At 49.3% G+C, this 14,600-nt stretch carries 13 protein-coding genes; 9 read left to right on the top strand and 4 right to left on the bottom strand.

Translation table 11 applies throughout. The annotated features are described in order from the left end of the window. Window positions 1-180: 180 nt before the first annotated feature. The 4 genes from AKG09_RS01350 to AKG09_RS01335 all read left to right on the top strand — a co-directional run bounded on the left by AKG09_RS01350 (window position 181) and on the right by AKG09_RS01335 (window position 3,203). Window positions 181-582 (top strand): hypothetical protein, encoded by a 402-nt coding sequence (locus AKG09_RS01350; RefSeq protein WP_054617706.1) that lies wholly within the window; start codon window positions 181-183, stop codon window positions 580-582. Window positions 583-772: 190 nt separating this feature from the next. Continuing rightward, the gene (rfaD, locus tag AKG09_RS01345; RefSeq protein WP_054617705.1) at window positions 773-1,777 is read left to right on the top strand and encodes an ADP-glyceromanno-heptose 6-epimerase; all 1,005 of its coding nucleotides are present in this window, start codon (window positions 773-775) and stop codon (window positions 1,775-1,777) included. Between the two features lie 77 nt (window positions 1,778-1,854). Continuing rightward, the gene (gene rraA / locus AKG09_RS01340; protein WP_054617704.1) at window positions 1,855-2,343 is read left to right on the top strand and encodes a ribonuclease E activity regulator RraA; all 489 of its coding nucleotides are present in this window, start codon (window positions 1,855-1,857) and stop codon (window positions 2,341-2,343) included. Between the two features lie 434 nt (window positions 2,344-2,777). Continuing rightward, window positions 2,778-3,203 (top strand): hypothetical protein, encoded by a 426-nt coding sequence (locus AKG09_RS01335; protein WP_054617703.1) that lies wholly within the window; start codon window positions 2,778-2,780, stop codon window positions 3,201-3,203. 76 nt (window positions 3,204-3,279) lie between these two features. On the opposite strand, the gene AKG09_RS01330 is transcribed toward AKG09_RS01335, so the two are convergent. From AKG09_RS01330 to rimP, 4 genes are all read right to left on the bottom strand, one after another. Then, window positions 3,280-3,942 (bottom strand): OmpA family protein, encoded by a 663-nt coding sequence (locus AKG09_RS01330; RefSeq protein ID WP_054617702.1) that lies wholly within the window; start codon window positions 3,940-3,942, stop codon window positions 3,280-3,282. Window positions 3,943-4,298: 356 nt separating this feature from the next. Next, window positions 4,299-7,106 (bottom strand): translation initiation factor IF-2, encoded by a 2,808-nt coding sequence (gene infB, locus AKG09_RS01325; protein WP_054617701.1) that lies wholly within the window; start codon window positions 7,104-7,106, stop codon window positions 4,299-4,301. Between the two features lie 10 nt (window positions 7,107-7,116). Next, window positions 7,117-8,607, bottom strand: coding sequence for a transcription termination factor NusA (nusA, locus tag AKG09_RS01320; protein ID WP_054617700.1), 1,491 nt, complete (start codon window positions 8,605-8,607; stop codon window positions 7,117-7,119). 25 nt (window positions 8,608-8,632) lie between these two features. Next, window positions 8,633-9,064 carry a ribosome maturation factor RimP gene (gene rimP, locus AKG09_RS01315; protein WP_054617880.1) on the bottom strand — a complete coding sequence of 144 codons (432 nt, stop codon included), beginning with the start codon at window positions 9,062-9,064 and terminating at the stop codon, window positions 8,633-8,635. A gap of 229 nt (window positions 9,065-9,293) precedes the next feature. Here rimP and serC point away from each other — a divergent pair, with 229 nt between their 5' ends. The 5 genes from serC (at window position 9,294) to lnt (ending at window position 14,600) form a co-directional block, all read left to right on the top strand. After that, complete coding sequence (serC, locus tag AKG09_RS01310; RefSeq protein WP_054617879.1) at window positions 9,294-10,397, top strand: 3-phosphoserine/phosphohydroxythreonine transaminase; 1,104 nt, start codon at window positions 9,294-9,296, stop codon at window positions 10,395-10,397. Between the two features lie 200 nt (window positions 10,398-10,597). After that, on the top strand, window positions 10,598-11,113 hold the full coding sequence (gene ybeY / locus AKG09_RS01305; protein WP_054617699.1) for an rRNA maturation RNase YbeY: 516 nt from the start codon (window positions 10,598-10,600) through the stop codon (window positions 11,111-11,113). A gap of 1 nt (window position 11,114) precedes the next feature. Continuing rightward, window positions 11,115-11,945, top strand: a complete 831-nt coding sequence (locus AKG09_RS01300) for an HlyC/CorC family transporter (RefSeq protein WP_054617698.1) — start codon at window positions 11,115-11,117, stop codon at window positions 11,943-11,945. Between the two features lie 126 nt (window positions 11,946-12,071). Further along, window positions 12,072-12,950: a DUF808 domain-containing protein gene (locus tag AKG09_RS01295; protein WP_054617697.1), complete on the top strand. Its 879-nt coding sequence runs from the start codon at window positions 12,072-12,074 to the stop codon at window positions 12,948-12,950. Window positions 12,951-13,055: 105 nt separating this feature from the next. Beyond that, complete coding sequence (gene lnt / locus AKG09_RS01290) at window positions 13,056-14,600, top strand: apolipoprotein N-acyltransferase (protein ID WP_054617696.1); 1,545 nt, start codon at window positions 13,056-13,058, stop codon at window positions 14,598-14,600.

The raw sequence follows: 14,600 nt of genomic DNA, 5'->3' as shown, positions 1-14,600 counted from the left end.
AAATCGGACAAGCAAATATATAGATGCGGCTTGCCAATCGGCTCTGCCCATACAAATAAGGCTTTGACGTCTTTTACCTTAATCTATAAGGCAATAATAAACTGAAAGCTTGCTATCTTTTATTTAGTTTTGGCAATAGAGTCTGACAACAGACCGAAACAACAGAGAGAGTGAGGAATTATGACCAAATATTACCGCACCCGTTTAGAGTTCACTTGGGACGACAGCCAATACAAAGACGGTGATTTTACCCCGCAAAAACTCGAACCTGTAGTAACCGAATGGTTGGCGCAACACGGCTTCGATCCAAACACTACGCACGATTTCGACGCCAGCGTTGACGAACCTTTTTCCTACGGTTTTACCGGCATGACATCCGACCAGCTTATCACCTTGCTGATTCACATTGCCTCCGCCTTTCCCGACATCCACTTTTACGCCCGTGGCGCAGGAGAATCTTTCGGCGACATGTGGCTGCGCGAATTTCACAAAGGCAAAACCATTTTTTCCGCCGGCCCTTACCATACAGGCAATCAGGAAATTGAGAAAAAACGCGGCTGGTTCGACCGCCTGTTCCGTTAAACAAAAACATAATGCCTGTCTGAAAAACGTTCAGACAGGCATTTCAACCTTTCACAACACCCACTCCATCGCCGCCCGTTTCATTCCAAATTCTTTTGTTATAATATCTCCACAATCCAAATAAACACTGCATATTCCACGCAACGCTACACATTTTCAAACATCCGCCCGCAACATTAAGGAAACATCTATGACCATCATCGTAACCGGCGCTGCCGGCTTTATCGGCAGCAATATCGTAAAAGCGCTCAACGAGCGCGGCATTACCGACATCGTTGCCGTTGACAACCTCACGCGCGGCGAAAAATTTACCAATTTGGCCGACAGTGAAATCGCCCATTATCTCGACAAACACGAATTTATCCGCCAAGTGCGCGAACATATTTTGCCGTTTGACGACATCGAAGCCGTATTTCATGATGGCGCCTGTTCCGACACCATGGAACACAACGGCCACTATATGATGGAAAACAACTACCAATACAGCCTGGATTTGCTGGATTGGTGTCAAGACGAACGCATTCCCTTTATCTACGCATCCAGCGCCGCCGTATACGGCAAAGGCGAAATCTTCCGCGAAGAGCGTGAACTGGAGCGCCCGCTCAATGTGTATGGCTATTCCAAATTTCTGTTTGACCAAGTTGTACGCCGCCGCATGGCGGAAGGCCTCAAAGCCCAAGTAACCGGCTTCCGCTATTTCAATGTTTACGGCCCCCGCGAGCAACACAAAGGCCGAATGGCCTCAGTAGCCTTTCACCATTTCAACCAATACCGCGAACAAGGTTACGTTAACCTTTTCAGCGGCTACGACGGTTATGGCGACGGCGAGCAAAGCCGCGATTTCGTCAGCGTGGAAGATGTGGTTAAAGTGAACCTGTTTTTCTTAGACCACCCTGAAATTGTCGGCATCTTCAATCTCGGAACCGGCCGCAGCCAACCGTTTAACGACTTGGCCGCCGCCACCGTCAACGCCTGCCGCACCGCCGAAGGCAAGCCGGCAATGAGCTTGCAGGAATTGGTTAAAGAAGAATTGATACGCTACATCCCCTTCCCCGACGCACTCAAAGGCAAATACCAAAGCTTTACCGAAGCCGATATTTCCCGACTGCGCGAAGTGGGCTACGAAGAAGCCTTCTTTGATGTAAACGAGGGCGTCAGCCGCTACGTTTACTGGCTGCTGGAAAACAATCAATAACCCGGCCGTGCCTGTCTGAAACACATATATTTTCAGACAGGCACATTTTAAAAACCATAAAACAAAGGAGAAACACCATGAATCAAGAATTCAGCACCGCCGATTTAATCGACATCGCACCCGACACCCCATCATGCGAAACCCAGTTCCGCAGCTTCGGCAGAAGAACCCACTTCTGCGGCCGCGCACGCACCGTAAAATGCGACCGCGACAACGGCCTGATTAAGCAGCTGATGAACACCAATTCCGATGGAGAAGTGCTGATCATCGACGGCGGCGGCTCACTTGCCAGCGCCTTGATGGGTGACCTGATTGCCGGAGCCGGCGCTGCAAACGGCTGGGCAGGCGCTGTGATTTACGGCGTAATACGCGACAGCAGCGCTATCGGCTTGATGGATTTCGGTGTCAAAGCCTTGGGCACCAACCCGCGCAAGAGCGCCAAAGACTGTGCAGGAGAAGTGGATATACCAGTATCATTCGGCAACGTTACTTTCCGCCCCGGCGATTATGTTTATTGCGATGAAGACGGCGTTTTGGTATCTGCAACACCGATAGAACGTGCTTGATGCCATTATCAAAACACTATAGTTAATCAATTTAAAAATAGTGGGCTCATCATACTCGGACTTGACCCGAGCACCCCCCGACACCATTGGAACTTACCAATATTCGGGGCAAGCCGTTGTATGAGAGCGCTATTATTAAATAAGCAAGCTCATCTATTGTAATACATATTTTTTCAATAAAATACATTAAAATATATTTTCTTAAATTTTCTTTACTTTAAATCAACTCCAAACAACCTTCTATCAAAAAAGAAAACCGATTAAAAATCATACCGTTTGAGCTGTATCAAAAAGTTCTCAAGATTATATTTACCTAAAAATTACTTTATATTTAATTGTAAAGTTAATTAAAAAGTTGTTATAATTCCACCTGAGTTTCAGAGTATTTACTCTTATATATCATTAATAACCAAACACAAACAGGAAACATCATCATGAATATACTGGGATGGGAATACAGAAAAACCGACGGACGCTACTGGTGGCTGCTCGGTACACTTGCTTTAATCGGCGGCATGGTCGGCATCCTTCCGATAATTGTTGCGCTTTCAATCAACCCCGGAGTACAGGCTGCCCGCAATCCTGACATGTTGATTAGTTTAGCCTTAATGGGCTGGCGCTTCGGCTTCCTACCATCAGTGCTCACATGGGCTGTGTTATTTATTATGGATTTGAAGCGCGGCGTTTTCGGCACGTTCATCACTATGATTACCGCTGCTTTCACTTCCCTGCTTACCGGATGGCTGATTTATGAATTGAGCTTTACGCAAGGTTTGTTAGCCGGTTTATGCGGCGCATTTGCAGGCTGGGCTTTTTCTTTATGCCTGCCTGAGCACCCTAAGAAAAAAAGCAACTTCTAAAGCTTAATCAATTCTGAACGTCAAAAATGCCTGTCTGAAATTTCAGACAGGCATTTTGTTTCATTCAAACAGATAGCTATTTACCCGCATTAGCAGTCGGATTAATCAGAATTTCCACTCGGCGGTTTTGCGCTTTACCCGCTGCTGTATCATTGCCGGCAACAGGTTGGCGCGAACCATAACCAATCGTGCTCAATCGTGAGCCCGCTACACCGCGCTGAACCAGATAATCCGCCACTGAACGGGCGCGCCTTTCAGACAGGGGTTGGTTAATCGCATCATTACCGCTGCTATCGGTATGTCCGGCCACAGTAATCGTGGTTTCAGGATATTGCACCAATGTTTCCGCAGCCTTGTTCAGCGAATCCATTGCCGCACCACTCAACGCTGCGCTGTTTGTATCAAAAGTTACCGCGCTCGGCATTGTCAGCTTGATTTGGTTACCTTCGCGGGAAACCTGCACATCAGTATTTTTCAAACTCTCACGCAGCTTGGCTTCTTGATAATCCATGTAACCGCCCACACCGGCACCCACCGCACCACATGCCAAAGCAGCATTACGCGCACCTTTTCCACCATGAGTGATTGCACCGATTGCACCGCAAGCAGCCGCACCACCCAAACCATACATCGCAGTTTTGCTTACTTTTTGCTGACCGGTTACAGGGTCAGTCACACAGCCGCTTAAAGCCATTGTTGAAGCTGCCGCTAAGACGGTTAAAGTTTTCATCATGTTCATTTTATACTGTCCTTTCAGGAATGGGGTGTGAACAAACTTACATACAGTAATGTTTTTATAATTATCCGACAAAATACTTTTTTAAAAGTTTCTTTAACAAGATATTACGTTTGAATACCGACTAGCCTGTTTTTTGCCCGTCTATAGTCAATCAACACATTTTTGATACAAGGCAGTAAGCCGCAGACAGTACAGGTAGGTAGTACGGGACTGATTTTGTTGCTGCTTTAACGGCTTACAAAATCTCTCTTTTTGAGCTGAGGCGCAACAACAACATATAAAAGTTAAGTTTACTTGCTATAGCCGTAAAAATGCCTGTCTGAAAAAATTTCAGACAGGCATTCCAACGTACAACATTACAATGTACGCGCTACTTCTACAATATCAAATACTTCCAGCTGGTCGCCTTCCATAATGTCATTATAGTTTTTCAGCATCAAGCCGCACTCAAAGCCCATGCGCACTTCTTTCACATCATCTTTGAAGCGCTTCAGAGAAGCCAACTCGCCAGTGTGAATAACCACATTATTGCGGATCAAACGGATATGCGAATCGCGTTTTACCACACCGTCGGTTACCATACAGCCGGCAATATTGCCCACTTTCGATACCGAAATCACTTGGCGGATTTCCACCGTACCAGTTACCTGCTCTTTCTCTTCCGGAGCCAGCATGCCGCTCATAGCTGCTTTCACATCATCAATTGCATCATAAATGATGTTGTAGTAGCGGATTTCTACATCCTCAGTTTCAGCAAGTTTTCTGGCTGAAGCATCTGCACGCACGTTAAATCCGATAATAAACGCGCCGGAAGCAATTGCCAGATTTACATCGCTCTCGGTAATACCGCCCACACCGCTGTGCAACACGCTCACCTTAACCTCATTGGTAGAAAGTTTCTGCAAGCTGCCGGCCAACGCTTCATATGAACCCTGTACGTCGGCTTTGATAATCACAGACAAACTTTGCGCTTGGCCGTCGCCCATATTGCTGAACATGTTTTCCAACTTGGCTGCCTGCTGTTTAGCCAAACGTACGTCACGGTATTTACCCTGGCGGAACAATGCAATTTCACGGGCTTTTTTCTCATCTGCCAGCACCATCGCATCTTCACCGGCATTCGGCACATCCGACAAGCCTAGAATTTCCACCGGAATAGAAGGCCCAGCTTCATCAACCGGCTTACCGTTCTCATCAATCATCGCACGCACTTTACCAAAAGCCGTACCGGCAAGCAGCATGTCGCCTTTTCTTAAAGTACCGCTTTGTACCAACAACGTTGCTACCGCACCACGGCCTTTGTCCAAACGTGCTTCGACAATAATGCCTTTAGCAGGTGCATCTACCGGCGCTTGCAGCTCCAACACCTCGGCTTCCAACAATACGGCCTCCAACAAAGCATCAATGTTGATACCTTGTTTCGCAGAAACATCCACGAACTGGGTTGTACCGCCCCAAGAATCCGGAATAACCTCATAATTGGTCAATTCTTGGCGGATACGTTCAGGGTTGGCGGCTTCTTTATCGATTTTGTTCACAGCAACCACAATCGGCACACCGGCTGCTTTCGCATGTGCAATTGCTTCAATGGTTTGCGGCATCACACCGTCATCAGCGGCTACCACCAAAATCACAATATCGGTAGCTTGAGCACCGCGCGCGCGCATCGCGGTAAACGCTTCGTGACCCGGCGTATCCAGGAAAGTAATCACACCACGTGGTGTTTCTACATGGTAAGCGCCGATATGCTGGGTAATACCGCCTGCTTCGCCCTGCACCACTTTGGCACGGCGGATATAGTCAAGCAGCGAGGTTTTACCATGGTCAACGTGACCCATTACCGTAACAACCGGCGGACGTGGCAGTTTTTCGGCCTCGATATGCTCCGTGCCTTCTTCCAAGAATGCTTCCGGATCATCCGCCGCCGCAGGTTTACCGATATGACCCATTTCCTCAACCACAATCAACGCAGTCTCTTGATCAAGCGATTGGTTGATAGTAACCATCATGCCCATCTTCATCAAAGCTTTAACCACTTCCACGCCTTTAACGGCCATTTTGTGCGCCAGTTCGGCTACAGTAATGGTTTCCGGCACTAAAACTTCATGTACTACCGGTTCGGTAGGTGCGGTAAATGCATGTTGGTTCGGCTCAAGTTTGAGTTTCTTACCTTTTTTACCGCCGCGCACCCGCTCTTCATTACCATGTACGGCAGCATTGCGATCCCGGCCTTTGCCTTTACCTTTTGCACCGCGTGACTGCATATCGGCGTCATCGCGGTTACGGCGGTCTTCTTTCTTGCGGCTACCGCTGCTAGGGCTGGTATCTTCGTCAGCATGGGTTTTCGCTTTGCTTGAAGCGCTACCGGAAACAGCCAACGGCTTTTTATCGGTCGGCTTGGCAGAGCGTTGTTCGTCGGCACGCGCTTTTTGTGCGGCACGCGCTTCTTCTTGGGCTTGCTTTTTGGCTTCTTCACGACGCTGCTGACGCTCCTGGCGCTCTTGTTTTTCACGCAGCAAAGCTTCTTGATGCGCTCGTAATGCGGCAGCACGGCGGGCTTCTTCATCACGCGTGGCCTGCTCGGCCGCACTCACAACTTCCACAGGTTTAGGCAAAGGTGCGCTTTTCTTATCTTTACCCTTTTTGGCAGGTTTCTCAGATTTTGGTGCCGGCTCTTCGGCAGGAGCAGCTTGCACCTGCTCTTTTTCCGCTTCAACTTTAGCCTGTTCTTCTGCTTTTTGTTTTGCTTCTTCTTCGATCCTTTGAGCTTCAGCTTCCTCTTTCGCTTTAGCCTCGGCTTCTGCCTTGGCCCGCTGCTCGGCAGCAGCCGCTTCTTCTGCAGCTTTTTGCTGCTCCGCTTTCACTTTAGCCTGAACCACCAATTCTTCAGGAGAAGGCACCACAACTTTACGGCTGCGGCGGCGTGTTTCCACTTGTACGCCGTCTACCGTGCTTCGCTCGGTTTTTTTACGGGCGATGCTGATTGTACTACTTTGCGTATCATGGCTTTGTTTCAGATAGGCAAGCAATAAAGCTTTATCATCGGCAGTAATTTCGTCGCTGCCTGATGATTTGGCAACACCGGCACTTTTCAGTTGTTTCAACAGTTCTTCAACCGGTTTCTTCAGATCTGCTGCAAATTGTTCTACGGTACTGTTACTCATACCTTACCTCTCATTTATTATCTTCTTCGAACCAGTGGGCGCGGGCAGCCATAATCACTTTTTCAGCTTCTTCTTTGCTGACGCCGGTAATTTCGATTAATTCGTCAATCGCCAATTCTGCCAGGCCGTCACGGTCGATAATGCCGGCTTGTGCCAAATCACGGAGCATGTCTTGATCCACACCTTCCAGCGTTTTCAGATCTTCTGCGATTTCTTCCAGTTTTTCTTCCGAAGCGATGGCCAACGTGAGAATGGCATCGCGGGCACGGTTGCGCAAAGTATCAACTGTGGCTTCATCAAAACCGATTTCCACCAATTCTTCCGCAGGCACATAAGCCACTTCTTCCAAGGTTGAGAAGCCTTCTTGAACCAATGCATCAGCGGTATCTTCGTCCACATTCAGATGCTGAACAAATAAGTTACGGATAGCTGCATCTTCCGCGGCATGGCGCTCTTCCGCTTCTTGAACAGTCATAATGTTCAGCTGCCAGTTAGTTAAGTCGGCTGCAAGGCGCACGTTTTGTCCGCCGCGTCCGATAGCAAGCGCCAGCTGGTCTTCAGCCACCACCACATCAACCGCGTGTTTGTCTTCATCAATCAGAATGCGGGTTACTTCAGCGGGAGAAAGCGCATTGATCACAAACTGCGCAGTTTCGGGCGACCACAATACCACATCAATGCGCTCGCCATTAAGCTCATTGCTTACTGCGTTAATACGCGAACCGCGCACACCGATACAGGTGCCTTGCGGATCGACACGTTGGTCGTTTGATTTCACTGCGATTTTCGCGCGTTGGCCCGGGTCGCGGGCAGCCTCTTTGATTTCCAAAAGGCCGTCGGCAATTTCCGGCACTTCCTGTTCAAACAGTTTAACCAAGAATTCACGCGAAGTACGGCTTAGAACCACCTGTTTGCGCGAACCTTGTTCGTCTACACGCAGAAACAGCGCGCGGATGCGGTCCCCATTACGGTAGTTTTCGCGCGGAATCATTTGGTCACGCGGAATCAGAGCATCAAGTTTGCCGATTTCTACGATAAGTCCGTGGCGCTCGATACGTTTCACTGTACCCATAACAATGTCTTCTTTGCGCTCCAAAAATTCATTCAGAATTTTCTCGCGCTCGGCGTCACGGATACGTTGCAGAATAATTTGTTTGGCTGTTTGAGCGGCTTGGCGGCCAAAAGCTTCATTCGGCAGTTTTTCTTCGTAATATTCGCCGATCTGAATGGTTGTGCCCGGAATTTCTTCTTGGATTTCTTCAATAGTCTTTTCGGTATCCGGATAGGTGTAATCTTCGTCCGCCACGATTAACCAGCGGCGGTAAGTAGAATATTCGCCGGTATCTCGGTTGATTTCCACACGCACATCCATATGTTCGCGCTCAGATTTTTTCTTGGCGGCGGTACCTAATGCAAACTCCAGCGCATCAAACACCACATCCGGATCTACGTTTTTCTCGCTGGCCAGTGCTTCGGCCAATTGCAACATTTCGCGACTCATGGTCAAACTCCTGATTTATTTGATTTTAAAATTTGAATTCGGGTTTCAGGCGGGCTTTGTCGATATTGGATAGAGCCAACTCAACGGTTTTACCGTCGAAAGAAATGCGCACGATATCATCCTTGCAGCCCTCAATGCGTCCGATAAAGTTTTTCTGGCCGTCAACCGGCAGGCGGGTTTTGATTTTTGCCTGCTCTCCGGCAAAGCGCTCGAAATCGGCAGCTTTTTTCAGAGGGCGGTCAAGACCCGGGCTGGAAATTTCCAGATTTTTATAGTCGATGTCTTCCACCATAAACACGCGGCTCAGATGATTGCTCACGGTTGCGCAATCTTCTACCGTGATGCCGCCTTCTTTATCAATAAATACACGCAAAGTGCCTTGGGCAGTCAGCTCGAAGTCCACCACTTCATAGCCTAAGCCGGGCAGGGTTTTCTCAAGAATGCTTTGAATATCCAAATTCCGCTCCGTAAAAAACAAAAAATGGCCCTGTGGCCATTCTTCATATAACTGAAAAATTTTGTGGATTATAAACCTTTTATTCATAAAAGAAAAGTGTTTGTTTTAATCGCTTTATCTAGGTTTCAGACAGGCATTATTATCCTTGCAAAAAGAGTGCGCCGAGACTAGAATTGACAGCTTGATTTTCAAATTTCATTATAAATACCAACAAGATAAGGTTTTCACTATGGCCAACCGCACCGTCTACAATTTCTCCTCCGGTCCCGGCACTCTGCCTGAAGCCGTTCTACGCACCGCCCAACACGAGATGCTGGATTACAACGGCACCGGCATGTCGGTCATGACGATGAGCCACCGCTCCGATATGTTTATGAGCATCCTGCATCATGCCGAACAGGATCTGCGCGAACTGCTTGCGATTCCTGATAACTATAAAGTGCTGTTTCTGCAAGGCGGTGCTAATGCGCAATTCAATATGGTGGTCATGAACTTTGCCAATGGGTTTAAACGTGTGGATTCCGTGGTAACGGGCAATTGGTCGGCCACAGCGCATTCCCAGATGGGCAAACTCTCAGATGTAGATATTCATCTGGCGGCAGACGGCAAACCATCCGGCTACACGGCTTTGCCGAAAGTGGAAGAATGGGATATTGATGAAGGCTCGGCTTTTGTACATTTTGTGAGCAACGAAACCGCCAACGGCCTGCAATACCGTACCATGCCCAAGCTGGCCTCAGGCATGCCGCCTTTGGTTTGCGATATGTCGAGCGAAATTCTTTCGCGCAAAATCAATGTGGCCGATTTCGGTGTAATTTATGCAGGCGCGCAGAAAAATATCGGCCCAGCGGGCGTAACGGTGGCGATTATCCGCGAAGATTTGCTGGAGCGCTGCTCCAACCGGGTGCCGAACGTGTGGAACTACAAAACGCATATCAACAAACAAGGCATGTACAACACGCCCACCACTTACCCGATTTACATCGCCGGATTAACATTCCGCTGGTTGCAAACACAAGGCGGCCTCAAAAACATGGAAGCTTTAAACGATTTAAAAGCAGAAACCCTATATTCCGCCATTGATAACAGCGACGGCTTCTACACCAATAATATCCACCCGGATGCGCGCTCAAAAATGAATGTGGTCTTTTCAACAGGCAATGCCGATTTGGATAAGCGCTTTGCCCTCGAGGCCTCTTTTCAAGGCTTGGAATTTTTGAGCGGCTACAAGAGCGTGGGCGGCATGCGCGCCAGTATTTACAATGCCATGCCGCTAGAAGGCGTGGCGGCCTTGGTTGACTTTATGGCTGAGTTCCAACGCCGTTACGGTTAAGGCCCCACCATACTGCCATACCAAATTAAAGGCCATAGCCGAAAGCTTATAGCCCCCTTCAGAAGCTTCACAATGCCTGTCTGAACATCTTTCAGACAGGCATGTCATTTATTAACCCGGAGCACCACATATTGACTCATTACCCTACCCGAGATATTGCTATAATGCCTGTCTGAAAACATTTCAATCTATATTTAATAATGAAACAAGCCAAACGCTACCCTTTTTTAAAACTGCAACACACCCGCCTATCTTTCTACTTTGAAGACCAATCCGGTTTTTCCCCGCTGCCTGCCGAACATAAATTCCGGCAATGGATATGGCATGCCCTTAAAAACGAATACCGCCGCGCCGAAATCAGCCTGATTCTGCTCAATGAAGAAGATGCCCGCGCCTACAACCGCGACTACCGCGGTAAAGACTACGCCACCAACGTACTCAGTTTTGCACTCGACGAGGGAGAAGCCATGTTCGCACCAAACCCCGACACTCTCAGCGGCGACCTGGTTATCTGCCCGCAAGTCGTTGCCAAAGAAGCCGCAGAACAAGGCAAAACGCTGGAAGCACATTTCGCCCATCTTACCCTACACGGCACATTGCATTTGATGGGCTATGACCATATTTCCGAAGAAGAAGCCGAAATTATGGAATCACTTGAAATCAAACTGTTAAATCAGTTAGCATACCCAAACCCTTACCAACAGGACGAAATTTGACATGGACGACCCGTCGAAGCCCAATTTTTTTGAACGCCTCATCAACCGCATCACCAACGATGCGCCAGAATCCGCTGAAGAAGTTGTCGATATCCTGCGTCAGGCGCATGAGCGCAAAGTATACGACGCCGAAACCTTACAACGGCTCGAAAAAATATTGGATTTCAATGAGCTGGAAGTGCGCGACGCCATGATTACGCGCGCCCAGATGAATGTCATCAAATCGGGCGACAGCCTGGAGCGCATCGTAGCCTACATTATCGAAACCGCCCATTCCCGCTTTCCTGTTATCAGCGAAGACAAAGACAATGTTTTAGGTATTCTGCATGCCAAAGACCTGCTGAAATATGCGTTCAGCAACGAATATTTCAATTTAGAAAGCATTCTGCGCCCTGCCGTGTTCGTGCCCGAAGGCATGCCGCTGAACATGCTGCTCAAAGCCTTCCGCGAACAGCGCAACCACATGGCCGTGGTCATCGACGAATACGGCGGCGTATCCGGCTTGGTTACATTTGAAGACCTAATTGAAGAAATCCTCGGCGATATCGAAGACGAATTCGACGAAGACGACAGCGCCGACAACATCTTCCCCGTATCCGAAGGCCGCTGGCGCATCAACGCCTTTACCGAAGTGGAAGACATCAACGACTATTTCGGCACTGACTATGACGACGAAGAAGCCGACACCATCGGCGGCTTGGTTATCCAAGAGTTGGGGCGTTTGCCGGTGCGCGGCGAAAAAGTCACGCTGGGCAAGCTGCAATTTACCGTAGCCCGCGCCGACAACCGCAGGCTGCACACATTAATGGCTGTGCAAATAAAAGAAGATTAATCAAAACCTAACCAATGCTGCCATCAGATACAGCCGAAATGCCTGTCTGAACAGCCTTTCAGACAGGCATTGAAGTACACACAATGCTGAGGCAGCCAACACACAACCCCAAGTAAGGCAAATAAAATGGCTTTTTCCACCCTCTTTACCCTGCTCGACGATATCGCTTCCATCCTCGACGACGTTTCCCTAATGACTAAAATGGCAGCAAAAAAAACCGCCGGCGTGGTTGGCGACGATTTGGCACTGAATGCCAACCAAGTTACCGATGTACACGCCGACCGCGAATTGCCGATTGTGTGGGCGGTAGCGAAAGGTTCTCTGGTCAACAAAGCCATTCTGATTCCCGTTGCGTTGCTGCTCTCGGTATTCGCACCTTCGCTGATTGTGCCGCTACTGATGATAGGCGGCGCTTACCTGTGCTTCGAAGGCGTGGAGAAGCTGCTGCATAAATTTCTGCATAAAGATGAAGAAACACCTGCCGGCGATAGTGTAAAACCCGATGAAGTGACCAGCGAAAAAGACAAAATCCGCGGTGCCATCCGCACCGATTTTATCCTTTCTGCCGAAATTATCATTATCGCTCTGGGCGTGATGGCACAATCACCGCTCAGCGTGAAAATCATTTCCCTTTCCGCCATCGGTATCGGCATTACCATCGCTGTTTACGGCTTGGTGGCCGCAATTGTAAAAGCCGATGATTTGGGTTTGAAAATGATACAGCAAGGCGGCGCTTCCGCCACCGTCGGCAAAGGCATTATCGGCTTTATGCCATGGTTTATGCGTTTTCTGAGCGTGGCCGGCACGATTGCCATGTTCTTGGTCGGCGGCGGTATTTTTGTGCACTATGTCGGCAGCCTTCACCACTTCCTCGAGGCGCGCGGCTGGGCCGACGGTTTGATGGGCGGCCTTGCCAGCTTGGTAATAGGCGTAATTATCGGCTCTATCGTATGCGCCGTGGTGCTGCCGCTGATAAAAGCCTTTGGCAAGAAAGAAGCACACTAAATCCGTCTAGAAAACAGCGGATTGCTAGGCTATGTAGTAAATCACTATATAATGCCTGTCTGAACACTTTTTCAGACAGGCATTACTCACACACTATCTATAATTATGGCATTTTCCCGTTTCGACACACTCTGGCAAAAACCTACCGTTTACTGGCCGCTACTGATTATTCTGGCCGCCGCCACCCCGTTTACGTTCGCACCTTATTACAACTTCTGGCTGATGCCGCTCATTTTCGGCGCATTCATCCGCCTGCTTGAATTACGTCCCGAGCGTCAAACACTCAGCGCTTATTTATTCGGCCTGATTGCCTATGTCTGCCAGTTTTACTGGATACACACCGCCCTGCACGATATTTCCGGCCTGCCCAATATTTATGCCATACCACTAACCTTCCTACTGCCCGCTTATCTGGCCCTGTTTCCCATGCTGGCCGTGTGGCTGTGGCAGAAAACCCGACTCAGCCGACCTCTGAAAACCGGTATTGCCCTACCCGTGTATTGGACACTTACCGAATTCGCCCGAGAACGTTTGCTTACCGGCTTCGGCTGGGGCGCTTTAGGTTATTCGCAAATTGCCGACTTCAGCCCGCTGGCCGGATTCGCTCCTCTTGGCGGCATACACTTGGTTACACTCGCGACAGCTTTTGCCGGAGCCTGGCTGGCGCTGATTATCGACAACCCCGGGCAAACCAAACAACGCATCATCAGCGCCGCAGCCCTCGCCTCCCTGCTGCTTACCGGCGGTTTGTTGCGCCAAATAGAATTCACTCAGCCCGATGGCAGTAAAGCCACCGTTGCTCTGCCGCAAGGCAATATCCCGCAAACCTTGAAATGGGACGAAGCCCAAGTGCTGCCGACCATACAGCGTTATCTCGACATGGTTTCCGCCACACGCGCCGATATTGTTATCCTGCCTGAAACCGCGCTTACCGTGATGCGGCAACAGCTTCCCCCTGAAATACTCGGCTATTTTTCCGAACAATCCAAAGCCAACGGCAGCGCCTTGGCCATCGGCATAGCCCAATTTACCGATAACGGCACCAATTACGAAAACGCCGTCATCAATATGTCGGCCTACGATCCTGCCAAACCCGACGACCTGCCTTATTATGCCAAAAACCATCTCGTCCCTTTCGGCGAATACAAACCCCTGCCCGCCATTACTGAACCGCTCTACCAAATGATGAACATGCCGCTGGCCGACTTCAAACGTGGCGGCAACAACCAGCAGCCGCTGATTATGGGCAACCAGAAAATCGCTTTTAATATTTGTTATGAAGACGGATTCGGCGACAAACTCATCGCCCCGGCCAAACAAGCCAGCCTGCTCGCCAACGCCAGCAACCTCGCTTGGTACGGCAAATCCAACGCCATGTACCAGCACCTCCAACAATCCCAAGCACGCTCGCTGGAACTCGGCCGCTACATGGTTCGCGCCACCAACACCGGCGCCACCGCCATTGTCGATCCCAAAGGCCGCATCACACTATCCGCCCCTGCCGATACCGTTACCACATTGGAAGGCGAAATTCAGGGTTACAGCGGAGAAACCCCTTATATGAAACTCGGCAGTTCATGGCCGCTAATCAGCTTATTAACCCTATCAGCCGCCATATTGTTCGGTTTAGGCTACAAACGCAGAAGCTAA

Source organism: Neisseria sp. 83E34, assembly GCF_001308015.1.
Lineage (GTDB): Bacteria > Pseudomonadota > Gammaproteobacteria > Burkholderiales > Neisseriaceae > Neisseria.
Note: the sequence above shows the minus strand (reverse complement) of the source record. Positions and strands in the feature narration are given on the sequence as shown.